Below are 23,920 nucleotides of genomic sequence, written 5' to 3'. Positions count from 1 at the left end.
TTTTTCGCTCTGCAGAATAGAAACATCATTTGCTTTCAAAATAATGATTAACACAATCATATTTATTTGTTTTAACTACCTCCTCTCTCATGCTACATAAACGTTCTATTCGTGTGTCCTTTTTTTATGAACAATAGTCACCATTTATATTTTCATACTACCATCCTATCAAACAAATAATCAATATATACAATTCTACTTTCAATTGTTCACCTTTCACTCCACTTCCATTATAGAATTTTCCTGACTACTATAGAATTGACTAACTTCTCATGATTCTTTATTAGCATGATGTCAGCTCTCAGCAGAACCTCACCTCAATAGATAAGTCGCACATCTTTTCTTGTACACTCTCGTGATTTAAATATATAGATTAGGTATACCTATTTGTGCTTCAGAGTGTAAAGCCACTTTATCCTCTAAACGTGTCTTACTATAACATTCCTGTTCTTTAAGCCACGATTTCGCTATGCCTTCTTCTTCCCGCTACCTCACGATAGTCAGGCTTGAGAATCGCTATTGGGTTCACCGGTAGCAGGTGCCCACCTAGGACTTACACCTCAGATATACGACATGCCCGTCGTACCTCAAAAAAGAAAGGACGAATTTCGTCCTTTCTCGATCTTAGATTTTCTTCAACTCACTACAGTTGACAATGAGCCAAAGGATAGCTAATAACCTATTGAAGTGTCAAACGTTGCTAACTCCATTGATCTTCAAATTTAAATAGGCACATTATCGGAGTTATCAGTAAGAAAAAATCTAACCAGTTCAAATAATTCATAATATAGGATATAATACCAGCCATAACGAAAAGGTACAAAGCTGTACGATATCCTCTCTTTGGGTTTTTATCAGCCTTGGTGTTAAAAATAATGTACACACAACAAATTGCAATGAGTATAAGCTGAATCATAGTTTCCTCTAACATATTAACACTCATTCCTTTTTAAAACTATTTTGGTGGTCTCAATCCATAAGCTACAAAGCCACCTACTATAGCGCCTCCTGCTGCGCAAATAAAGTAAGCTTGGGGGCCTCCAGCAATACAAGATTGTCCTGCCTGAAATGCACCCGACAAGGCTCCTACAAGTACATCTCCTCCCAATCCACCTCCAGAAATATTACTTAATTCTTGATTATCTACTATTTTGTAATTATACATAATTTCTATTCCCTTCTATGGCCAAAGATTATCAGCAATTGCAGTAATAGAACCACCAATTTTAGCTCCAGCCCAAGCACAGCCAGCAGTCATAGCCCATGTGGAACCACCAGTAAGGAGTCCTCCTACCCCACACATAGCAACTCCGATACCTGCTCCATAGACAGCTCCTTTTCCTACTGTTCCCCAATCAGTTCCTCCCTCAATGCTAGCCAGCATTTCAGTATCCAAAACATCAAATTGAGTCGTTGTTTTTGTTTCCATGAGGAATACCTCCGTATTAATATTAATTATTTTTGTCGGATTGCAATCTTGACAAGTTTAGTATACCAGAGAAAACACGAGTTTTACCGTAAAGTCTTTAAATGTACGATTTTCATCACGAAACGTATTTTTTTCATAATTTGTAACCATTCATGATTAAAAATATGCCGTTAAAAATGGTGTTAACTAATTTTCAAAATCAAAAATACCATTCAAGATATTATATGAGCCATTTAAGATTTGAACAATTTTTCTACCTATTTTTTGTCATAATAGTCTTGTAAATAAAAAGAAAGGATTTGACAAATGACATCTTACAAACGAACCTTTGTCCCTCAAATAGACGCTAGGGACTGTGGAGTTGCCGCTTTAGCGTCTATTGCCAAGTTTTATGGTTCTGACTATTCCTTAGCTCATTTGCGAGAACTAGCTAAAACAAATAAAGAAGGAACGACCGCTCTTGGTATCGTCAAAGCAGCCAAAGAAATGAGTTTTGAAACAAGAGCCATTCAAGCGGATATGAGCCTCTTTGAAATGGAAGACATACCTTATCCTTTTATCGTTCATGTTAATAAAGAGGGCAAACTACAACACTACTACGTTGTCTATAAAAATATAAAAGACCATCTTATCATTGGTGATTCTGCTCCTAATGTCAAAGTAACAAAAATGACCAAGGAGAGATTTGCTTCTGAATGGACAGGTGTAGCTATCTTTCTGGCTCCAGCTCCCAGCTATAAACCTCATAAGGATAAAAAAAACGGATTGATGAGCTTTCTCCCCTTAATTTTCAGGCAACGTTCACTTATTTTTTATATCGTGTTATCTAGTCTCTTGGTGACTCTTATCAATATTGGCGGCTCTTACTACCTTCAAGGGATTTTAGATGAATACATTCCTAATCAGATGAAATCAACCCTAGGTATTATCTCCATTGGCCTGATTATCACCTATATCCTGCAACAGATGATGAGTTTCTCACGAGATTACCTCTTAACTGTACTTAGTCAGCGATTAAGTATTGATGTTATTCTTTCTTACATTCGCCACATTTTTGAACTCCCCATGTCTTTCTTTGCGACACGGCGAACTGGTGAGGTCATCTCTCGTTTTACAGATGCCAATTCAATCATTGACGCTCTAGCTTCGATGATTTTGTCACTCTTCCTTGATGTCTCTATCTTGATCATTATTGGTAGTGTACTCTTGGTACAAAACACCAACCTCTTCCTTATTTCACTGATTTCAGTTCCTATTTATATCATCATTATTTTTGCTTTTATGAAGCCCTTTGAGAAGATGAATAATGATGTTATGCAGAGCAATTCCATGGTAAGCTCTGCTATTATTGAAGATATCAATGGTATAGAAACCATCAAATCCCTAACCAGTGAAGAAATTCGATACCAGACGATTGACAGTGAGTTTGTGGATTATTTGGACAAATCTTTTAAACTTAGTAAATATTCTATCCTACAAAGCAGCCTTAAACAGGGAGCTCAACTCATCCTGAATATTGTTATCTTGTGGTTTGGTGCTCAGATAGTTATGACAGGTAAAATTTCCATTGGACAATTGATTACGTTTAACACACTCTTATCTTACTTTACTAATCCCTTGGAAAATATCATCAACATCCAAACAAAACTTCAGTCTGCAAAGGTAGCCAACAATCGTCTTAATGAAGTTTACTTAGTCGAATCTGAATTCAAAAAAACTCAGACCTTAACTGATTCGCAGTTTCTGGCTGGTGATATTTGTTTTGAAGACATTTCATATAAATATGGTTTTGGACGCGACACCCTAAATAACATAAATCTAACTATCAAACAAGGTGATAAGGTCAGTATAGTAGGAATTAGTGGATCAGGGAAAACGACCTTGGCTAAAATGATTGTCAACTTCTTTGAACCTTACAAGGGACGAATCACTATTAACAAAAATGATCTCAAAATGATTGATAAAAAGGTTCTTCGACAACATATCAACTACCTCCCTCAACAAGCTTATATTTTTAGTGGATCAATTTTAGAAAACCTGACCTTGGGAGCTAATCAAATGATTGGTCAAGAAGATATTATCAAAGCTTGTGAGATAGCAGAAATTCGTCAAGACATCGAACAAATGCCTATGGGATATCAAACAGAACTATCAGATGGAGCTGGTTTATCAGGTGGTCAAAAACAACGGATTGCTTTGGCTAGAGCATTACTGACTAAAGCTCCTGTTCTTATTCTTGATGAAGCAACTAGCGGACTTGATGTTTTAACTGAAAAAAAGGTTATTGAAAATTTGATGGCCATGACTGACAAGACCATCATCTTTGTTGCCCATCGTCTTAGTATATCTGAACGAACTAATCAAGTCATTGTCCTTAATCAAGGGAAAGTTATAGAGACTGGTTCTCATCAAGAATTGATGACCAAACAAGGTTTCTATTATCATCTATTTAGCAAATAAGGAGACTTATCATGAACCCAAAGCTATTTAAAAGTGCAGAATTTTATCAGCGCCGCTACCATAATTTTGCGACACTCTTAATTGTCCCATTAGTCCTATTACTAAGTTTCTTGCTTATCTTCTCTTTATTTGCCCAAAAAGAAGTCACCGTCATATCGAGAGGAGAGATTACACCAACTCAAGTCATCGCTTCAATCCAATCAACTAGCAATAACACCATAACAACTAATAATCTGTCCAATAACCAATCGGTCAAAAAAGATGACGTCGTTATCAAATACTCTGAAACAATGGAGAAATCCCAAAAACAAGCTCTTGAAACACGGCTAGCTACCCTAAATCGGCAAAAAGCTGGAATCGAGACTCTCAAAGCAAGTCTGTCACAAGGAAATAACCTCTTTACAGGAGAAGATGAGTTCGGTTATATTAATACCTTTAACAACTTTATTAGCCAATCTCAAGATATAGAGTTAGGCATCTCTAAAACCAATGCAGAGGTTAATAATCAACTAGCTTTAGCAGGAAATACCGCCACTGCTATAGAGAAACAAATCAATAATATCTACAAACAAATAACAGAGTATGAGGAACTTAGTCAAGCTATCACTAATAAAAGTTCGAGTTTGTCGGCTAGCAATCCACACAAAGATACTTTAAATTCCTACTTAGTCCAATCCCAGAAACAATCTCAGCAAGGATTAGCTGATCAATATCTTTCTCAAATTAATCAGAGTATCTCAAGTCTAAAATCCTCTATCGCTAGTCTTAATATTCAACGAGCAGGTACAGGAAGTGTTGCGACTTATGATAGTAGTTTAGGAACCAAGGTAGAAGTCCTACGAACCCAATTTCAACAATCGGCATCTCAACAGCTGACGACTGTTGAAACACAAATCACAGAGCTGACAGCTCAACTTGGGCAAGCAAATGTTAACTTTGAACACAACACTATTAAAGCCCCAGGTACAGGAATCATTCATTTAAATAGTGAATTTGATGGAAAAACTCTAATTCCAAACGGTAGTGAAATCGCCCAAATTTACCCCAATATTCAAGAAACTAAAGAGGTACTTATTACTTACTATGTCACTTCTGAGTATGTCCCTTTACTTAAAGAAGAACAGATCGCACGTCTTAAACTAGAAAAAATCGGAAATCAAAGTATCACAATAATTGGGAAAATCCATTCTATTGATAGAACAGCAACAAAAACTGAACAAGGAAATCTTTTTAAAGTGACTGCACTAGCCCAACTACCAGATAAAGACAGTAACATCATACAATATGGTTTACAAGGCCAAGTAACGAGTATCATTGATAAAAAAACTTACTTTAATTACTATAAAGATAAAATCCTCAATCACTTATAGATAACACTTTATGATTATATAGATACCTTTTGGGATTTTCAAAAAAATTTTTAAATATATTATTTTATAATTAGTATATAAACGAAGGAGGTCTAAGAAATGGACAAAAAACAAATATCTCTAAAAAAATTTCCAACAATAAGTTCTGAAAACCTGTTAAAGATTTATGGAGGAAACCTCTGGAAGGATTTTGATAACCTTATACTTAAGATAAACAGAAACTCCCGATTTTTTAACTAGTCAAAGCTTTTATAAAAAACATTGTACATTATTTCATAATTGTCAACTGTAGTGATTTTTTTATCGGTAAACCTCTGTTGTGAGAACTCGTGGAATCTCTATAGATAACCTAGGCCAAAACTACTTCTAACTATCAAAAAACAAGCATTTCCATAGTTGGAGATGCTCGTTTTTTCATGTCATGTTTTATATTTTAAATAAAAAAACAATTAGAAAACCATGACAATGTATAAAGATTATAATGCAAATCAATTAAGTTTGGAAGTAAATTTTACCTATGATATTCCAGCAACTCACAAAGCTAGAATGATTAGCCTCTCTGTGGACAGTATCCCTAGCCAAATGTTATTGGAAGAAACCTCTCACACTGCTCGCCCTGACTTCCATCAAGCTATACTCATGAAGATGATCCTGTTCACTTATGCTCATCAAGTGTTCTCTGGACGTAAAATCGTTCAAATGAACGAGGAAGTGATTCCCATGAATGCTTGAACAAGGACTCCTGTATTAGCTGTAAAACGATCAATAACTACCGTTAAAATAAGATATTTTAGGTACAGATGAAAATTTATAAAATTTCAATAGTAATTATTGTCAAATACAATAATACTGATAAATTAAATTAATGAATCTTATAAATTTTATACAGAAACATATCATTTTTTACAGCATAAGATTTATGTGATAACCATATTCTAAAATCTAATTTCAAAACTAGAACTATTTCGTATTTAAATGTATATAAAGTCATAACAAAAGAGTCCCCCTTAAAATATTCTATAGAATATTTTAAAGGGGACTCTTTTAAAGTTCTATTTCCAAGATCTGTGTAAAGACATAATTTTTACTTGTGGTTTTCAAACATACATTTGGATAAGATTTTAAAATTCTCCGAACATTGGCCAATCCTATACCCCGACCTTCTCCTTTTGAAGAATTGCCACGCTTGAATATATCTCTCAATTCTATCTCTCTTTCTAAAGTAGAATTTTTTACAATCATGACTAATTTATTCCATTCTGTATCTTCAAGAAAACAAATTGCTATTCCTCCTTCTGCTGCGGACTCTATAGCATTATCTAACAAGATAGAAGTAATTGTTAAGAAGTCAATTTGTTCCATATTTTTTATAGAGAACTGTTCACTAATCTCCAGGGAAACTGGAATAGATAAGTTTTGGGCCTCCGATAACTTAGATAATAGTAAATTCTTTAGCGCCAAATCATTGATATTTCTTAGATGTGCTACATCAAAACGCTTGCCTTTTAATTTTTCACCAGAATTTTTCAAAACACTATCATAAACTTGAGAAACCAGATTAATATCTTTTTGATCTATACCTATTTTTAAGCTTGACAAAATATTAGCATAATCATGTCTGAAGCCTCTAATTTCTTGATACAACCCTTCAACTTGTTGACTATAATTGCTAAGATTTTGCAATTGAATGTCTTTTTGTAGAACGACTTTCTCCTGTAATTCTTGAAGTAATTTTCTATCCAATAGATTAACAAAACAAATAAACAATAAAAAGTAAACTGCTGTCAATAATTCTTTATAATCCAACATTCTATCCCAACTTACTTTATCACTGTAGTTTATATAAGGTGGTAAGATAAAATAGGCTAGCATTAAAATATCCGCAGTAATTAAAATAAATTTTGTCTTTCTATCCAAGTTCTTTATTTTTAAATGACTAAAATTATATCGAAAGAGACTAATAAGAAATAACACAATAATTTCAGCTAATAAAGAGAAAATCATTGTTCCTAGATTAGTTTCATATAGTCTATACAATATTGGAATCTTAGAAATTATAAAGTAACCTAAGAAATTTTTGATGACATCCCAAAATCCAAGTGGAAATAATGAGTAAAAAAGTAATAAAGAAACCTTACTTCTTAATTTACCAATAGACAAAGTATATAGGATAAAAAAGGTAGGATAAAGCAATAATGACCCAAGAAAGTAAAATTCAGTTGATTTAAATAAAACAATAAATAGTAATGTTAAAAGATGGAACAGAATAATGGACATTACTACTTTTTTCAGATTTAATCTCTCACCTACAACCCTAGCATGGATACATAACAATAGAAAAACACCTAAAATATTTAAAAAAAATATCATCTAAATCTCCTTAGTCATGAAGTCTTTCGATAGCTTTCATAAGTGGACGAATTTTTAATCTAGAGACAATACAAGAGGATCCGTTCTGAAAATGAACTATCCGGTTTTCTTTATCAATTAAAGATATATTATAAGGATTTACGATAAATGATCTATGACATTGAAACAAACGTGGTTCCTGTTTAAGAATATCTGACAATTGTCCATAAAATTCAACTATGTCTCGTTTTGAATAGAGAGTCAACTTATGAGCAATTGTTGATGTTTCAATATACAATAAATCTTTAAAAGGGACTTGAATTTGAGCTTTGGATCCTGTAAATATAAAAGAGTCCTCAGATACTGTTCTTCTTTGATTATCGCTAACACTTAAAATAACATTTTCAATTCGTTTGATAAATAATGGTTCAGGTAATTCTTTATCAATGAAATCAATAGCTGATACTAAATATTCAAAAGATACAGGCATAAACTCAGAATGTGATGTTACAAAAGCAATCACTGCTTGAGAATCAAGTTTTCTAATTTCTCTAGCAACGTCTAATCCTCTTTTGTCATCATCTTTTATTTCAATATCAAGTAAAAATAATTGATGATTTCCTCTCTCTGAAATGTCCTCTAAAAGCTGTTGAGGTTTTCCATAAACCTCAAAATGCCTATACTCAATCTTATTATCCACCAAAATTTTTTTGACAACATTTTCAATTCTAGTCTGTTGTAAAAAATTATCTTCTAGTATAAAAATATTCACTACTTCACTCCTATATATTTTTCCACTGATTTTTTAATATTGTAAAGTGTCTTCTAGAACAAGCGATGTCTGATACTCTATCATCCATAAACATAATCGTTCTTGTCTCATGATTAAATCCTGCTATTTTATCTTTATTCACAAGAAACTTTCTATGGCATCTAATAAGTTCTTCTGTACTTTCCTCTTCGATTTTAGCTAGTGAGGTTGAAGCTTCAAAATTCCCTTCTGCTGTTACAAAAAGAACAGCATGAGCTTTTGTTGGGTGAGTTGTAACATAATAAATTTTAGAGAGTGGTACCTTTACGATAGCTCTATCTTGATATAAAATATAGTCTTTCATATTTAGCCTCCTTCTATAAGTTTAATCTTATCAGAATGATGGAAATTAAATTATAAAAATCTCAAATGGTTTCTATACTATCTCAAATGGTAAAAATTTTCTTAATTTAGACATTTCAGGATAAAATAGATACTTTTTAGTATCTCAATAATATTAATCTTTCTTCATTTGATAAACTAATTTCTAATGAAAGGAAAGCTATGAAGGCAATTCAAATTTTACACTACTCTTTATTTGGCTATATTTTATCTCTGTATTTAAAATATTATTTCTTAAAGAAAACATTCAAAAATACAAAAATTTTACAAGGACATAAGATTAACTACAAATATAAATCTTCTACTTATTTTATCATAAAATCAGGGTCTCTAACATCTAAAAAAATGAAACTCTATTTAAAATCTATCCAATTTAGTTCAAAAAAATCAGAAGTTATCATCATAGGCAGTCAAATTGATTATGACGAGCTTTATCGAAACCACTATAGTGTGTTTGGTGTTATAGACATAACTAATAATAAATCATTAAAATATATTAAAGAAAAAATTCATTTTTACTTGGAAGAGATCTATGAATTTAAGCAGGATAAGAGTGATTAAGTCTATGAAATAAAGTTTTAAGTCTTATAACTTTATATCCGTAATCACCTATCCATTACATCATAGAATTTTTATTTCTTCCTCCACATGCTCAAGTTTGATAGCAAATTCTAGTTTCGTCTTAAAGTAGTCATATTTTCTTAGTCTTTTTTCTGAGTTATTGAAATTGATTGGAACTTTTGAGGCTGGGCAAAATCTCAATTCCTGAAGAAAATGGAGTAAATCCTCCAACAAGAAAACGCATAATTTCAAGTTTTTGAACACCTGAGACTATGCGTTTTTTTGATTCTAAAGACTTTCTGCCCACCTTAAACAACTAACAAAAGTTATAAGTAGATTTTATTTTAAAATTCGTGTTCTAACAACTATTTCGATTGGTTAAAACTTTCAATCTTTCTTCTCCAGATTTAAGCATCTCTTTCTCTACCTGACTCCACTCCCCAAACAGTAACTCATGAAGAACATTTGCTGCTGAAGTTGTATTTTCTTTTGAATCATATACACAGCTTCTATCTCGTTGGTAAATTTGAATTCTTTCAAAGATAGCTAGTTCTTCCAATTGTCGTGTATTATCAACTAGATGATTTACAATGAAATCATGATGTTCTTTTGGAGTTGCGCGTGCTTGATTTGGATTGATAGCGTACAGTTCTTCGTATCGGATAAGAGTGCTCAGATACGACAATTCGGGCTTTGTTGCGATTAAAGCTAATTGTACTTCATATCCCTCACTTTTCAAGAGTTGTACTGTTTTCTTTGGAACATCAACTGTTCGTAAAGTTCCCTCAATCAAAAGATTGTATCCCAAATGACTCAATTCTGTTACTAAAGACTCTACCATTTTCCCTGCAAAATCTTTGGTGTATTCTACACTATCTTTGCCATATTCTTGCTGCAGTTCTAAATAGTGTGGATGCTGAGAACGAAAACTATCACCATCTATGATAACAATATTTCCTTGAAATTCTTTCTGTTTAATACGATGAATTGTAGTCTTACCGGCACCACTTTGCCCTACAAGCAAAATCGCTATAGGTTGCTTACTGGATTTTTTTCCTCTTGTCAGTGAACGAAGATTCCGCGCTAAAGCATGTTTGAATTCACTATCAGTATAATCTTGGATTTCCATTAGGCTAGCATCCGTTTTTCAGATATCTCTAACATACGTTCAATTCCATCCAAATAGCCGCTATATCTCTCTATTTCATCAAAATTTTCTACTAAATAGATATTCGTATGAATCAAGTCAGATAGATCATCACTCATTAAAATCCAAGGATTAGATTCATCATCAATGCTAATTCCCTGACTATCTTGATAACGATAGAGTCGTGATAATAGATTAGCTCCTCTTTCTTTCATAATTTCAATTTTTAAAGTCAATTCATAATCTTCAACAGGATTAAGCATTTTATCTTCTCCTACAATATCGACATAAGATACATTAAACTTTTGACAAATGATGTCTATTAGTTCCGTAGAGACTGAACTCGTTCCATTTTCATACCGACTCAGACTGTTACGTGAAATACCTACAATCCGTGCAAATTCGAGTTGGGTTAAGTCATGTGTTTTACGTAAGGATTTTATGTTCTTTCCAATCATGGGAGACTCCTTTCATTTGATAATACCATTATAACATTTAGAAAAATTAAACGCACCATTTTTGGTGCATTATTTATTATTTTTCCTAAACCTCTCTAAATTCTTCTCCAATTGTTCCTTATGAAGTTGATTCTTAGCTTCCTTTAATGTGTCATCCAAAGTTTCTTCTCTGTAAGTTGCTTCTGTTTTTAGCTGTTCTGATTCTTGATCTGGAGTGAAAATAATATCTAGCAGTCGGTCTATTTTTTCAAGATCTTGGACAGACATATCAGATAGTCGATGAATTAGCTTCTTAAATATATCACCATTGTCTTGGTTTTTCTTAAAAAATGTTGTAAACATCTATAACCTCTCAAAAAGAGCCTGGGACAAAATAGTTCTCGACCACAAAAAAGCTAGAGATTTCCAATTGTGGAACTCTAGCTTTTTAATTTTGAGTCATTCTCTTATTGTATTTTAGGAGGTTATTGGCCATAAGTACCAATCCCATGTCAATTCTCACTTGACGCTTGCCTCTCAGATTACATCTCTTGTAACCCAAACAAGCCTTTATCTGCCCAAAGACAGGTTCCACATCAATCTTGCGTTGAGCGAAAATCTGTCTACCTTGGGGAGATAAAAGCGCCTGACATTCTTTAGCTTTCAAGTTTTGATAGCGTTCGTTTATATACAGTCCCTTTTGAGGGGCTGATTCAGGTTGATCAGTGTAGTAAACCTTGGTTTCCTGTTGAAAGTCTCTGTCTGTGTTTTCTGTTGTTTGATATGGTGAAAACGATAACACTAGCCATCAGGATGTATGTAGCTATCTTCCTTGTTATCATAGTACCAATTCGCTAAGTTTCTAGCTGACTGTTTATACCCTCTCTTCTGTTCCTTGTCAAACATGGCATATTTAATCAGATGATTTACCTCCTTTTCATCTAAACGAAGGAGGTTCTCTTCACTTCCATATCCAGCATCTGCGACAACTGTCTTCAATTCATGTGGATAGGTTTCAAGGAATGGCAGAAGAGTCTTGGTGTCTGTCGGATTTGAGAAGACATCATAGTGAAGAACAAATTGATTTTCCGTAGCGATTTGAAGATTATAAGCAGCCTTGAGTTGGCCATTTTTCATATGGTCTTCTTTCATTCTCATAAAAGTGGCATCTGGATCAGTTTTGGAAAAACTGTTACGCCCTTCAAATGTCTCCTGATAGCTCTCATATTTTTCAGCACGCACTGAAAAATCCTCCTTGACTTTACGCAAGACTTTCTTGAGTTTACGACGTTGGGTTTTACGTTCATCTTTCCCTTTAACGGGTGTCTCCTCAATGTCCTGGTTCAATTTTTTCAATTCTTCTTCAAGGACTTGAGCGAATGCAAGCAACTGCTCTGAGGATATAGGCTCTTGTGTATCCAGTTCGATAGCCTGATGGATAAGGGGGGTGATTTCTTCTTGAAAATAGACTTGTATCTGTTCTTGAAGTTTGACGGAGAATCTCTCTGTCGCTTTCTTCCACACGAAACTATACTTGTTGGCATTGGCTTCAATCTTAGTCCCGTCAATAAACAGACAATCTAAGGTCACTAACTCTTCCATTTTTAAACGAAGATTGAGGTCGATGACAAGATTACGTATGAGTTCTTCCATCCCTTCAGCTACACGAAAACGATTGATGGTGCGATAGCTGACAACCAACTGCCCTGTTAGGTACTGCATAGCCAGATTTTCAACCATCATTTTTTCAATTTTTCGACCAGAGAAAATCCCTTGTGAATAGGCAAATAGAAGAGTAGATACAAGCATTTTAGGGTGATAAGACGGGCGACCAAAGGCATGATAGAAGGCGTGGAAATGACAATCCTCCAAGGTATTTACCACTTTTTCAATAGTAAAGACGAGATGATCTTGTGGCAAGAAAGAACTGATTTCTAGTGGTAAAGTTGTTTGATTTGTGTTATAGTGAATATGCATGGGATAGCCTTTCTAAATGGTTTATTAAGCAATTCTATTTTACCAAGACTATCGCAACCAATCGAGTAGGGGATAATCTCTAGCCCCTCTCACACCACCGTACATGCCGTTCGGCATACGGCGGTTCAACTAACTTTTAACGCATGTCGTTCAAGGTAATAATCCAAACACGAAACCAGTCCACGTTTTTCAAGGACTGGTTTTGATATAGCACGTTTAAGTACCGACTTCTGAGCTACTAATTGGTAGTGGTCGCCCCAGCCAGATACCTTATCTGCTATCCATTTAGGAACTCCTAACTTAAGCAATCCCCATAATCGTCTCGATTTCTTCTTCCATTGCTTCCAGATAATCACTCGTAGGCGAGTACGCAAGCGCTCATCTATGCTAGCGACTATGCGCTTCATATTTCCCAGCGAGAAATAGTTTATCCATCCTCGAATAGACAAATTCAGTTGCTCAATACGTCTTGTTAAGTCTATACTCCATTTCCTCTGTGTTAGTTTCTTCAATTTAAGCTTAAATCTCCGAACACTATCTTGATGGGGACGACTTTTCCAACCATCTGATGATTTCCAGAACCCAAAACCTAAGTATTTCAACTCTCTTGGTCTGGTAATCTTAGTCTTGGTCATGTTTACTTTCAAACCTAGTCGTTTCTCAATAAAACGACTGACTGAATACATCACACGCTTAGCGGCTGCCTCGCTTCCGACCGTAATCACACAATCATCTGCGTAGCGCACAAATCGAAGTCCCCTCTTTTCTAATTCCTTGTCCAATTCATTAAGCATAATATTGGATAAGAGAGGAGATAAATTTCCTCCCTGTGGTGTACCAACTAGCGTTTTATGACGCTGACCATTAATGATAACACCTGAATGAAGATACTTACGAATCAAGGATTCCGTATCTCCGTCTTCGATAATATTATGTACTAAGGACATCAATCTATCTTGAGGAACCGTATCGAAAAATTTCTCTAGGTCTATATCCACTATCCACTCATAGCCGTCATTTAAGTACTCTAAGAGCTTCATGATGGCTTTTTCACATGACCTATTTGGTCTGAAGCCATAACTCGTATCTGAGAAATGAGGTTCACAAATAGGGTTAATGACTTGAACAATGGCCTGTTGAATCATTCTATCCATAACTGTTGGAATTCCTAGTTGACGGATGCCTCCGTTTGGTTTGGGAATCTCAACTCTGAGAACTGGTTGAGGCTTATATTTTCTCTGTTTTATCAGTTCCTTAGTCAAGCGCCAGTTTTGTCTGAGATAATTATCCATCTCTTCGATAGTCATTCCATCAATCCCAGCTGAGCCTTTATTGGATTTTACTTGATTGTAGGCTTCCAGCATATTTTCGCGTGATAATATCTTATCTAGCAATTTTGACATGTGCGTATTCCTTTCTTGTTTTGGTGCCTGAGGGACATCTTATATTGGTGAGCCTTCATCTAGTCAATACGTGACAGACTCCAGTTCTATCAGACCACTCGTTTTACAGACACAAGTGAAGTAGGATTACTTCAATTAGTTGTTCACCCCTTCGCTCCACTTCCATTACAGAAGTTTCCTCACTACTATGGGTTCGGCTGACTTCTCATGATTCGTTGTTACTACGCTTTCAGCGCTCATGAGACCTCACGGGATAAGTCATACATCTTTCCTCGTTTACTCTCGTGATTTACGCATATAGGTTACGACTACCTTTTTGGACTTTGGAGTTTGAAGCCCCCTTATCCGCTATATACGCCTTACTATCACGTTCCTGTTCGTAGAGCCACGATTTCGCTATCCCTTCCTCTCCCCGCTACCTCACGATAGTCAGGCTTGGGAATCGCTATTGGGTTCACCGGTAGCGGGTGCCCACGGAGGACTTACACCTCAGATGCACGACATGCCCGTCGTACTGCAAAAAAGCAACGGCAAATCCGTTGCTTTTTTTGGAGATAAGGGACTATTGTCCCAGACTCTCTTTAGATAAATATTTATCGTTGTATTCATTTTTCCGATACGCAAACGACATCTACAAATACATATACATCTATGTGCCTTTTTAGGACTTTTTTGACGTCAAAATTGCCTTTATCTACAAATACAAAATGCTTGTAAAATAGCTTAAAATCAAGGATTTTCACCCTCTTGTTCGTTGTAGCAACACTACACACTCCACGTGTGCTAATAGTGCCTACCTATACTATCAAACGAAATGTGGTTAGTCAAATTTAGAATAATAGTATGGAATGAAATTATTTATCTTTATTTAATGCTTTTAGAAGCAGTCGCTCTGTTCTTGAAGAATAAAGATATTTTCTTAACGAATCGCTTACTCTCTTAAACCTGTATAGCAACTCCAATTCGTCATAAATAGACCAAGATAATCTAGACAGTTCCTCTCTCCTCGTCTTCTCAATTTGCTCTTGAGTAAAGTCACACGAAGAAGTAACACGATTATCCAGTTTAGAACCCATCCCTTTTTTTGTATAGAAAGATCTTTCGATTTTTTCTTCTTCATTTAATAAAGGAAAATCAAAAAAATAAAGATACCAAATATCAAATCGTTTAACTGAAAATATTCGTGTATATTTCCTTAATCTATCACTAGATAATTTACTCATAATTTCTCGAAACTCAGTCAAATCAGTGATCTCAACAAATCTAAATGTCTCAATATCTCCAGATATATAATACTGCTGCTCAGCTAATGATATATAATTAGGAACCTCTTTTTTTAAAAATATCTCAACAATTGAATCTTGACATTCAATTACATAATTAAAATTCTCAGATAATTCATAAATATGATTATCAATCCAAATTAATAATTTTTCGTACAATAAGACAACTTCTTCAAAATATTTACTATTTTCCTTATCAATTATTTTTCGAACATCACGTTTTTGACTATAGAAATAGAAGAAAAATACGATTGGTAATATAGTCATCAAAGCTACAAGGGCTGGTAAACTTGAAAAGATATCACTAACATTTACTTTTATTTGTAAAATACCTATTAGAAATTCTTTAAGCTTATGCAAATAATAGACAAAATCTACTTTCAATATCCTCAAAGAGAAACAAGCAGACAAAAATGCCAAGACCATAGGTGTACTTATTATAAGTCTAAATATATTAAGTGATAGCTGAGTCAAGGAGAGTTTCGATATCCCTATCCAAACTGAATTTTTTTCAGAGCTACCATAAGTTACCCAACCTACACGTAATAATCGACTTAGTCTTAACAAATAATAATTTAATCTAATTGTGTAAAGTGCAATACTCACCTTTTTCGCTCTTATCGCCCATTGCCCTAGTTTACTCAAACAAGAACTTACTCCACTATATAACTCAATGATTGCTAAATCATATATCACTAATATAAAGAGTATTTCTAACCAAAATATAATAGTTAATGAAAATAAATTCCTTTGCGAAACTTCTAAATTAGTAGACACAACTAAATTCACTATAACTTGCCAAAAAAATATTAATAATACTATCGCTATAAGCAACAAGATAATTTTATATATTTTATTAAACTTCATACCTTCAACTCTTTCATAAATTTATTTTAATCTGTTAGTCTCTAAAGTCTCTATAATTTCTTCCTAATAATCTTACTCATCACAAATATACAACATTGCATTAAAAAGCTTCAAAAACTCTTGTTCTTCGATTTCTTTCTCCCTCCGACCATGTCCAATCATATGTAGATTTGGTTCATCAAGTATAAACCTATTTGTATCTAAAAAAACAGACGAACAATGTATTAAGCATATTTCACTTAACGACTTCTGGATAAATATAGTATCAGTTTCTTCAACGGCTTTAAATCCTACGAGTATTCTCTCTTGAAGAAGTCCTTTGTGAAACTCTAATTAGTACACCATCAATAACCAAATTTCCTAAAGTGCATGCTACATAAAAATTTTGATTTAAATAGTACTCAACTATTATTTTTTCTAAGGGTTCTGAGTAACATTCCGATTTTTGCAAGTCAATTATAGAATCCCCATGTCTTAACTTTTCTCTAAGGAATTCCGTCTATTCTACTTCAAGACATTCCATTCATCAGCTAAACACGAGGTAAAAGCATTCTTCTTTGCTTTCTAATAAATAAAAGTGATAATAATTTTGAATTAATAATATAAAACTATACTACATTTCCCAAAATGGCATAACAACATTGGTAAAGTTATCACTCCTACAACCCTTTGATTTATTACACTGTTCACAAGTAAGTTGCCAATTTGATGGATCATTATTTCCTCCATTTTGTAAAGGGATGATATGGTCAAAGTTTTCCTTTGTCACTGTTGTATGTGCTTTTGAGAGGTCACAACCACAAATAGAACATCTATTCTTATTCCTATAGATTATTGTATTCTTTAACCAAGCGGGTACATATTTCGCTCGATACAAAATACCATTTTATTTGAGTGTTTCAGGATACTTATCTTTTTTATTTTACCGATATACTGAGCACATTGGATATTAAACTCATATAAGAAATTTTTGTTCCAAAATAAATTAGTAAAGACATCATTTACAAAATGGTCAAGCGCAACTTTTAAAAAAATGTTAAATAACTGAGACGCGTATTCTTCTAACTCTTCTGTAGAGTCATCATAAGCAAATTCAGAAATATCCAATCTCCCTACTTTAGAATAATCAATATCATAATTTTCAAGAATTGAAAACATTTCTATTATTCCTACTACTGGAAAATGCTTATCAAGCAAATATTCTATAGAATAAACCACAATGTATTCTATGTATTTATGTATCGTTGTAACTTTTTGTGGTTTAATTCAACACTCTAATACGTCTTCATAATAATCTTCTAACCAAAAAAACACATCTATAGACTGATCAGTGTCAGTACTTGATTGAATAACTAATGAAGCATACTGCATTACCACATTTAAATTTGGATTAGATATATTACTCATATTTCCCTCCGTAAAATACATTAAAAACAATGATTTCTACAATTGTTATTACCTTACATCTGTTCTATTAAATTACCTTAGTAATTCAGACTTACCGTATCATTTCGTCGGTTTCCCTCCTTATTCTACGAGTCCTATCCCATGGGCGGAGCATCTACTTCTACTTCACTGATGACTCAGCTCGTACAAGCAGTGATACCACATCAACATGATGCGTTTGTGGGACTCAAAAGGTTCGGGGAACCTTTTGAGGATTAACTGCGTTTCTCCAACAAGCTTACACACTCAACATGGTGCGTTTGAGGAAAAAGATCCACCGGCTGGACTTTTTTCAACTCATATCCCAATTCTTGGTAAAGTTTGATATCACGCGCCATGGTTGCGACATTGCATGAGATATAGGCGATGCGGTCTGCTCCTGTTTGGCTACTTGCCTTGATAAAGCTTTCTGTGAGTCCTTTTCTTGGTGGGTCCACTAGGATAAGACTTGGTTGAATCCCATCTTTGAGCCAATTTTTCATAGCATTTTCAGCTGTGTCACAAACATAGTGGGCGTTTGAGATATTGTTCAGTTGAGCATTCTTTTTGCTATTCTCAACCGCTTCTGGAATTACCTCAACACCATAGACTTCCTTGACATGTTTCGCAACAGAGAGGCCAATCGTCCCGATACCAGAATAGGCATCAATGACCACATCATCTGATTTTAATGCTGCAAAGTCAATGGCTGTTTGATAAAGTTTTTCAGCCATTTCAGTATTGACTTGGTAAAAAGCGGGTCCAGAGATTTGGTAGTCATTTCCCAACATTTGGTCAGTAATATAGTCTTGACCATAAAGGGTGCGCCATTCCTTGCCAAAAATCGCATTGGTGTTCTGATCATTGATATTTTGCATAACCGACACAATCTCTGGGAACTGCTTGGTTAATTGTTCAATCAATTGGTCAACACGAAAAACTTTGGGACGAGTTGTTACCAAAATAACCATGATTTGGCCAGAATAGTGTCCGCGACGCACCACAAGGTTCCGAATCAAGCCAGCTTGTTCCTTTTCATCATAAGGTTTCAAATCATAACGGCGGAGCAAGTCGCGTAGGGCTACTACTACCTCGTCAATCACAGGATCTTGGATAAAGAAATCTTCCAGAGGCATGAGGTCGTGCGAATTCTTACGGAAAAATCCTGTTTCTAAGGCACCATTTACTCTACGAACAGGGACCTGTGCCTTGTTGCGGTACTTGACTGGATTTTCCATGCCGAGTGTTTCAGCAACCTCTACATCTGCAATTCCAGCAATCTTATATAGACTGTCTTTGACTTGTTTGGTTTTAAACTTGAGCTGTTCTGGATAGGAAAGGTGTCCTAAATCAGCAATTCCTGAACGCAGGTAAGCCAAATCTAGATCTTGATTACGGTGTGGTGATTGGACAAGGTATTCTTCAACTTTACCAAAACCAATCTTTTTATTGACCTTGAGAACTCGCATAAGGATATTTTCAGTTGGTAAAGCATTCTCTACAAAAAATACCAAACCATCCACCTTTGCCACGCCTGAACCTTCATGGGTCAAATCAACAATTTCAACTTCTACAATATCATTTTTCTTTAACATTCTCTTCTCTTTCTATTGGCCGACAAAAAAGACGGCAACGTTGCGGTTACCATCTATTATACCATGAAATTTCTTAAGAACCAAAACTCTTGAAGAAGTTGACAATGGCTTGCCAGAGGGAGCTTAAAAAGTTCCCGCCGTCCTCTAGCGCCTTATCCGCATCAAAGTTAAGGTTGATATTTTTAAAACTGTCGCCAGCTTGTGAAACAATACTTTGTTTAAGGTCATTCAAGGTTTTAGTGAAGTCTGCATTGCTGAGGATATCACTCTTTGAAAGATTCAAAGCAAAATTGATGATAATATTGATTTGGTTTCCTGTTATCACCTGATCAAGTTTGTAATTTTTCAAGGTATCTTCAACAATTTTACGGACATCTTCCTCTGTCAGATTTCCCTTGCTTTCTTTAGCTTTGGCGAGTGCTGACTTGATATCGGCTAGGGCAACGTTTAATTTATTAGCATCATAGCCAGTTTTGTCCTTGTTTTCAGCATTGATATCGGACAAAGCCTTTAGCTCTTCTTGAGCCAAGTCTTTATTCGCTTGTGGTACCTTGGCTCCATTAGCTTCCAGCGAATAATAAATCCCTGCTAAAGCACTTTCTCCTGTAACTGGAATGGGTGCTGCTACAGTGATTTTGGCATGTTCCATACCCAGCGTTACTGCTGCGTTTCGGTACATATCCTGAGTCACCTTAGTGATATTTTCTGGTGTTTCAATCTTGACCTCTAAAGGCGACTTGTCACCCAGTTTTTGAATCTTGGCTGATGAATACAGTTGTAAGCTAGAGTCATTTGCCACATTCATGATTTTAGAATAGACATCAGGCGTCATAGTCTTGAGTTCTTTAGTATCTGTTGAGGCATTGTAGCCTAGTTTTTTTAGAGTTTGATTTTTTTGATCTTCAGACAATGAAGAACCTAGGACATATTCAGGTTGGACGTAGGTTTCATCGATAACTTTTTGAACATCTGTTGCTGCATGGACGCTATTCATAGCTGTTACTGCCCACAAGACCGCAGCACTAGTCAGAAAGAGTTTCTTTCTCATTGGGAATTTCCTCCTTTACCTTTCTAGAGTAATATATCTATCTTAAAGAAAACTTATAAAAAACACCTGGACTAGCCAGATGTCGAAAAGAGAGTGAAACATTTGATGATGTAAAGGTTGAGTTGCACCTGTCTAGAATAATAATAGTTCCCTCCATTTACATAGAGTTCGGCTCCATGAAAAATGGAAATGGGGTGAATATAACTATAAGTCTTTCCAGTGGTATTGCCAAGCAAGGGAGCAACAGTCTCACGAGAGTACTGTTTGGCCAGAGCCAAGGTGTTTTCCTTGCCGTTTTGGGCGATAAAATCGATATAGGCAGGTCCAAAATTATAGGCTTGAACAGCCGTCCAGACATCAACCCCCTTCTTCTGGGCCAGATAGAGATTGTCTGTCAGAGTTTGAACGCCTTGGCGAATGCTAGAGGAATTATCATTGATGGTGTTGGTGGAACCACTTGCAGACTCACTAGACTGCATAACATCGCCTTCTTTTCCTTTTGTTTCAGTATAAATCATAGCGAGCACAAGCTCTTCGTTTGCTGGGGTGTCTTTTTCACTCAAGATCTCTCGCACCATGGGTTGGTAGGTCATGACTTGCTTGACATCTTGGTGAACACGGTAAGCTTTATAGCCAGCAAAAAGGAAGACTGCTAGTACAAGCACTCTTAGAATTCGTTTAAACATTATTTACTTTGAATATCCTCGATATTTTTGATTAAGATAGAGTAGGTTCCATTGTCGTTTTGGATAAACTCAACAGACTCGGCGTCTTGATAGACGTTATTGGGAACGATGAGTTCAATTCCATTTGACAAGGAAAGTTTTTGGTTTTCAAATTTCTTTAATTGGCGACTGGCATCAATTTCATCAAATTGAACAGGTTCTGGGACAGCTTCTTTAACTTGGTCAATAAAGCTCAAACGAGCCGTCAGATTGTTGTCAAAAAGGTCGTTGGCCAATTTTTCAGGTGACAACTCATTGCTTTCTTCTAGGTTGTTGAAAATCGCTGATTTGACCTTAGATTGAAATTGAAAATCATCTGTGTTAAAAGTCTCAGCAATGCGCTGGGCTGTTTTTTCCAGTTCTTTGATAGATTTCTTAGGAGAAATCTTAGGAGCGACAGCAAGAAGATTATCTGAAAAATAGTTCAAAAAAGTCCCGTTGTACTTGATTCGTTTTTCAATCAGATGGTACTTGCGACTCTGAAGATTAACCACCAAGGCCTCATCAGCCCCTGTTCCAAATCCAGGCAAGTTATTCTGAGTCAGCTTGATTGGATTATCAACTTCTCCTCCGAGGTGGGTCAAGGTCTCCCGCAGAGCAATTCGCAAGAAAGCGAAATGTTCCACGCCTTCTTTAGAAAATTGCACAAAAATCAAGTCATTGGTCTTGAGGTTTTCAGAAATACTGAACTCTTCTTTCCAGAGATTAGCCAGTGTTACTGATGTCTCCAACAAATCGTCTGTGATATGATTGAAGAAGGGATTTTCTTCCTCGAAAATCCCAGTCTTAGCTTCATCTGAATACACACGTTCAATTTTTTTACGCAGGTATTCTTCGATTTTTGGAGTAATATTGAGAAACTTATCCGCTAGGAACAGCTCGGTATCATCCGGACTGAACTGGTGAATAATGGCTTTCTTAATATAAATGTCCATAAAAGTTTTAGTCCTCGTATAGTGGGAAGGCATCTGTCAATTCTTTGACTGAACTTCTCACTTCTTCTAAGACAGCTTCATTTTCTGCATTCTTGAGAGTTTTAATGATGAGCTCAGCCACTTTGCGACTTTCTTCTTCACCAAATCCACGCGCAGTAATGGCTGCAGATCCGATACGAATCCCACTTGTCTTGAATGGTGACAAGGTTTCGTAAGGAATTGAATTTTTATTTAGGGTAATATTGACTTCATCCAGCAAGTTTTGAGCAACTTTTCCGTTTTCTACAACCTTAGTCACATCCACTAGGAAGAGATGGTTTTCAGTCCCACCAGAAATGATACGGAAATCAGGATCTTGCAAGAAGACTTCTACCATAGCCTTGCTGTTTTTGATGACATTGGCAGCGTATTCCTTGAAAGCCGGATCTAATATCTCTTTAAAGGAAACAGCCTTAGCGGCCACAACATGCTCCAAAGGACCACCCTGAATACCAGGGAAAATAGCTGAATTGATTTTCTTAGCTAAGTCTTCATCATTGGTCAAAATCAAACCACCACGAGGGCCACGAAGGGTTTTGTGGGTTGTGGTTGTCGTGATATGAGCGTATGGCACTGGGCTTGGATGTAGACCAGCAGCAACCAAACCAGCGATATGAGCCATATCTACCATAAGTTTAGCCCCAACGGCATCTGCAATTTCACGGAATTTTGAAAAGTCGATAATTTGAGAATAGGCTGACGCACCAGCTACGATCAATTTTGGTTTTACTTCTTGGGCTTGTTTTAAGATGGCATCAAAATCCAAGAATTCCGTTTCAGGATCCACACTATAAGAAACAAAGTTGTAGGTTTGACCAGAGAAGCTGACAGGAGCTCCGTGGGTTAAGTGTCCACCTGCTGCCAAATCCATCCCCATAACGGTATCACCTGGCTCAATCAAAGCCATGTAAGCCGCACAGTTGGCCTGACTTCCTGAGTGAGGTTGAACATTGGCGAATTTAGCGCCGAAAATTTCTTTTGCGCGTTCAATAGCAAGAGTCTCTACTACGTCTACTACATCAGTTCCACCATAATAACGGCGTCCTGGGTATCCTTCGGCGTATTTATTCGTCAAGATAGACCCTTGAGCTGCCATAACAGCCTTGGAAACAACGTTTTCCGAAGCAATCAACTCAATGTTGTTTTGTTGGCGTTCTTCTTCTTTGGCAATAGCATTCCAGAGATCAGCATCATATGCTTTAAAATCATCTTTATCAAAAATCATAGGTCTTCTCCTTTATAGTGTGACTGGTCCATTAGTTTAATTTTTTATTAGAAAATTAAACTAAAAGATGCGAATAAACCGTTTCTGCACTTTATCACAAGTATAACCAACTTTTTCATAAAATGCATGAGCTCCCAGACGATGATCGGCAGAGTTTAAGCGGATAAACTCATAACCACGTCTTTTGGCTTCTTGTTCCAACCCTTGTAGTAAACTTTTACCAATACCTTGACCTTGCGCTTGAGGTGAAACTGCTAAGGCTAAGATATTAAATCCTGCTTTGGAATAAAGTGATTCATAGACCTCAGCGTGGACATATCCAAGCAAGGCATGACTAGCTTCATCCTCATAAGCAAGTAAGAAATGATGGGGATCCTGAGATAGTCTAGCTAGTTGACTAGCCGTTTCCTCTGGACTAAAAGAATAGCCCAAAGCATCTTGGTTGATCTCACATATTGCTTTCACATCAGTTTCTCTTAAATTTCTTAGCAT

Annotated in this window: 20 protein-coding genes and 2 pseudogenes; 4 read left to right on the top strand and 18 right to left on the bottom strand. The window is 35.6% G+C overall.

All coding sequences use genetic code 11. The annotated features are described in order from the left end of the window. Positions 1-955: 955 nt before the first annotated feature. The gene (locus tag HT679_RS01085; RefSeq protein WP_173212402.1) at positions 956-1,165 is read right to left on the bottom strand and encodes a Blp family class II bacteriocin; all 210 of its coding nucleotides are present in this window, start codon (positions 1,163-1,165) and stop codon (positions 956-958) included. Between the two features lie 15 nt (positions 1,166-1,180). Beyond that, positions 1,181-1,429 (bottom strand): Blp family class II bacteriocin, encoded by a 249-nt coding sequence (locus tag HT679_RS01080; RefSeq protein WP_173212401.1) that lies wholly within the window; start codon positions 1,427-1,429, stop codon positions 1,181-1,183. A 306-nt stretch (positions 1,430-1,735) separates the two neighbouring features. Between HT679_RS01080 and HT679_RS01075 the strand changes: the two genes are divergently transcribed. The 3 genes and pseudogenes from HT679_RS01075 to HT679_RS01065 all read left to right on the top strand — a co-directional run. Beyond that, positions 1,736-3,889: a peptide cleavage/export ABC transporter gene (locus HT679_RS01075; RefSeq protein ID WP_173212399.1), complete on the top strand. Its 2,154-nt coding sequence runs from the start codon at positions 1,736-1,738 to the stop codon at positions 3,887-3,889. Between the two features lie 11 nt (positions 3,890-3,900). Further along, the gene (locus tag HT679_RS01070) at positions 3,901-5,259 is read left to right on the top strand and encodes a bacteriocin secretion accessory protein (protein WP_173212397.1); all 1,359 of its coding nucleotides are present in this window, start codon (positions 3,901-3,903) and stop codon (positions 5,257-5,259) included. 465 nt (positions 5,260-5,724) lie between these two features. Further along, positions 5,725-6,035 (top strand): annotated as a pseudogene (locus HT679_RS01065) (IS5/IS1182 family transposase); the annotation flags it as partial. Between the two features lie 268 nt (positions 6,036-6,303). Here HT679_RS01065 and HT679_RS01060 read toward each other — a convergent pair. Genes HT679_RS01060 through HT679_RS01050 form a run of 3 tightly spaced genes read right to left on the bottom strand, consistent with a single transcriptional unit; the run spans position 6,304 to position 8,723 of the window. After that, on the bottom strand, positions 6,304-7,629 hold the full coding sequence (locus HT679_RS01060) for a GHKL domain-containing protein (RefSeq protein ID WP_173212395.1): 1,326 nt from the start codon (positions 7,627-7,629) through the stop codon (positions 6,304-6,306). Between the two features lie 10 nt (positions 7,630-7,639). Next, positions 7,640-8,380: a response regulator transcription factor gene (locus HT679_RS01055; RefSeq protein WP_140834654.1), complete on the bottom strand. Its 741-nt coding sequence runs from the start codon at positions 8,378-8,380 to the stop codon at positions 7,640-7,642. Positions 8,381-8,390: 10 nt separating this feature from the next. Then, positions 8,391-8,723 carry a LytTR family DNA-binding domain-containing protein gene (locus HT679_RS01050; RefSeq protein WP_000656277.1) on the bottom strand — a complete coding sequence of 111 codons (333 nt, stop codon included), beginning with the start codon at positions 8,721-8,723 and terminating at the stop codon, positions 8,391-8,393. A 200-nt stretch (positions 8,724-8,923) separates the two neighbouring features. Here HT679_RS01050 and HT679_RS01045 point away from each other — a divergent pair, with 200 nt between their 5' ends. Further along, positions 8,924-9,322: a hypothetical protein gene (locus HT679_RS01045; RefSeq protein ID WP_173212393.1), complete on the top strand. Its 399-nt coding sequence runs from the start codon at positions 8,924-8,926 to the stop codon at positions 9,320-9,322. A gap of 358 nt (positions 9,323-9,680) precedes the next feature. Here the strand turns inward: HT679_RS01045 and pezT are convergent, their stop codons facing one another. The 13 genes and pseudogenes from pezT to HT679_RS00975 form a co-directional block, all read right to left on the bottom strand. Continuing rightward, on the bottom strand, positions 9,681-10,451 hold the full coding sequence (pezT, locus tag HT679_RS01040) for a type II toxin-antitoxin system toxin PezT (protein ID WP_173212391.1): 771 nt from the start codon (positions 10,449-10,451) through the stop codon (positions 9,681-9,683). Beyond that, complete coding sequence (pezA, locus tag HT679_RS01035) at positions 10,451-10,927, bottom strand: type II toxin-antitoxin system antitoxin PezA (RefSeq protein ID WP_173212389.1); 477 nt, start codon at positions 10,925-10,927, stop codon at positions 10,451-10,453. The genes pezT and pezA overlap by 1 nt, the downstream gene beginning before the upstream one ends. Before the next feature lie 69 nt (positions 10,928-10,996). Continuing rightward, positions 10,997-11,269 carry a hypothetical protein gene (locus HT679_RS01030; RefSeq protein WP_173212387.1) on the bottom strand — a complete coding sequence of 91 codons (273 nt, stop codon included), beginning with the start codon at positions 11,267-11,269 and terminating at the stop codon, positions 10,997-10,999. Between the two features lie 85 nt (positions 11,270-11,354). Continuing rightward, positions 11,355-12,883 (bottom strand): annotated as a pseudogene (locus HT679_RS01025) (IS1182 family transposase). A 125-nt stretch (positions 12,884-13,008) separates the two neighbouring features. Beyond that, on the bottom strand, positions 13,009-14,286 hold the full coding sequence (gene ltrA, locus HT679_RS01020; protein ID WP_173212384.1) for a group II intron reverse transcriptase/maturase: 1,278 nt from the start codon (positions 14,284-14,286) through the stop codon (positions 13,009-13,011). Between the two features lie 854 nt (positions 14,287-15,140). After that, positions 15,141-16,436, bottom strand: coding sequence for a hypothetical protein (locus HT679_RS01015; RefSeq protein WP_173212382.1), 1,296 nt, complete (start codon positions 16,434-16,436; stop codon positions 15,141-15,143). A gap of 843 nt (positions 16,437-17,279) precedes the next feature. Beyond that, a complete protein-coding gene (locus HT679_RS01005; protein ID WP_173212378.1) occupies positions 17,280-17,594 on the bottom strand; it encodes a hypothetical protein in 315 nt (104 codons plus the stop codon). A gap of 503 nt (positions 17,595-18,097) precedes the next feature. Then, positions 18,098-19,456: a 23S rRNA (uracil(1939)-C(5))-methyltransferase RlmD gene (gene rlmD, locus HT679_RS01000; protein ID WP_173212376.1), complete on the bottom strand. Its 1,359-nt coding sequence runs from the start codon at positions 19,454-19,456 to the stop codon at positions 18,098-18,100. A 73-nt stretch (positions 19,457-19,529) separates the two neighbouring features. Beyond that, positions 19,530-20,504: a DUF1002 domain-containing protein gene (locus tag HT679_RS00995; RefSeq protein ID WP_173212374.1), complete on the bottom strand. Its 975-nt coding sequence runs from the start codon at positions 20,502-20,504 to the stop codon at positions 19,530-19,532. 71 nt (positions 20,505-20,575) lie between these two features. Beyond that, a complete protein-coding gene (gene pmp23 / locus HT679_RS00990) occupies positions 20,576-21,190 on the bottom strand; it encodes a cell wall hydrolase Pmp23 (protein WP_173212372.1) in 615 nt (204 codons plus the stop codon). Continuing rightward, positions 21,190-22,164: a nucleoid-associated protein gene (locus HT679_RS00985; RefSeq protein WP_049495770.1), complete on the bottom strand. Its 975-nt coding sequence runs from the start codon at positions 22,162-22,164 to the stop codon at positions 21,190-21,192. Before HT679_RS00985 ends, pmp23 begins: the two co-directional genes overlap by 1 nt. 7 nt (positions 22,165-22,171) lie before the next feature. After that, a complete protein-coding gene (glyA, locus tag HT679_RS00980) occupies positions 22,172-23,428 on the bottom strand; it encodes a serine hydroxymethyltransferase (RefSeq protein ID WP_119919535.1) in 1,257 nt (418 codons plus the stop codon). A gap of 60 nt (positions 23,429-23,488) precedes the next feature. After that, entirely contained in the window at positions 23,489-23,920 is a 432-nt protein-coding gene (locus HT679_RS00975) for a GNAT family N-acetyltransferase (RefSeq protein WP_119919536.1), read from the bottom strand.

It is taken from the genome of Streptococcus sp. 4886, from assembly GCF_013276485.1.
Taxonomy (GTDB): domain Bacteria; phylum Bacillota; class Bacilli; order Lactobacillales; family Streptococcaceae; genus Streptococcus.
This window is presented reverse-complemented; position numbering and strand designations above follow the sequence as displayed.

Coding starts and splice junctions, on each gene's coding strand:
- HT679_RS01085 (WP_173212402.1), bottom strand. CDS start 1,165: ATGTATAATTACAAAATAGTAGATAATCAAGAATTAAGTAATATTTCT.
- HT679_RS01080 (WP_173212401.1), bottom strand. CDS start 1,429: ATGGAAACAAAAACAACGACTCAATTTGATGTTTTGGATACTGAAATG.
- HT679_RS01075 (WP_173212399.1), top strand. CDS start 1,736: ATGACATCTTACAAACGAACCTTTGTCCCTCAAATAGACGCTAGGGAC.
- HT679_RS01070 (WP_173212397.1), top strand. CDS start 3,901: ATGAACCCAAAGCTATTTAAAAGTGCAGAATTTTATCAGCGCCGCTAC.
- HT679_RS01060 (WP_173212395.1), bottom strand. CDS start 7,629: ATGATATTTTTTTTAAATATTTTAGGTGTTTTTCTATTGTTATGTATC.
- HT679_RS01050 (WP_000656277.1), bottom strand. CDS start 8,723: ATGAAAGACTATATTTTATATCAAGATAGAGCTATCGTAAAGGTACCA.
- HT679_RS01045 (WP_173212393.1), top strand. CDS start 8,924: ATGAAGGCAATTCAAATTTTACACTACTCTTTATTTGGCTATATTTTA.
- pezT (WP_173212391.1), bottom strand. CDS start 10,451: ATGGAAATCCAAGATTATACTGATAGTGAATTCAAACATGCTTTAGCG.
- pezA (WP_173212389.1), bottom strand. CDS start 10,927: ATGATTGGAAAGAACATAAAATCCTTACGTAAAACACATGACTTAACC.
- HT679_RS01030 (WP_173212387.1), bottom strand. CDS start 11,269: ATGTTTACAACATTTTTTAAGAAAAACCAAGACAATGGTGATATATTT.
- ltrA (WP_173212384.1), bottom strand. CDS start 14,286: ATGTCAAAATTGCTAGATAAGATATTATCACGCGAAAATATGCTGGAA.
- HT679_RS01015 (WP_173212382.1), bottom strand. CDS start 16,436: ATGAAGTTTAATAAAATATATAAAATTATCTTGTTGCTTATAGCGATA.
- HT679_RS01005 (WP_173212378.1), bottom strand. CDS start 17,594: ATGTTTTCAATTCTTGAAAATTATGATATTGATTATTCTAAAGTAGGG.
- rlmD (WP_173212376.1), bottom strand. CDS start 19,456: ATGTTAAAGAAAAATGATATTGTAGAAGTTGAAATTGTTGATTTGACC.
- HT679_RS00995 (WP_173212374.1), bottom strand. CDS start 20,504: ATGAGAAAGAAACTCTTTCTGACTAGTGCTGCGGTCTTGTGGGCAGTA.
- pmp23 (WP_173212372.1), bottom strand. CDS start 21,190: ATGTTTAAACGAATTCTAAGAGTGCTTGTACTAGCAGTCTTCCTTTTT.
- HT679_RS00985 (WP_049495770.1), bottom strand. CDS start 22,164: ATGGACATTTATATTAAGAAAGCCATTATTCACCAGTTCAGTCCGGAT.
- glyA (WP_119919535.1), bottom strand. CDS start 23,428: ATGATTTTTGATAAAGATGATTTTAAAGCATATGATGCTGATCTCTGG.
- HT679_RS00975 (WP_119919536.1), bottom strand. CDS start 23,920: ATGCTAAGAAATTTAAGAGAAACTGATGTGAAAGCAATATGTGAGATC.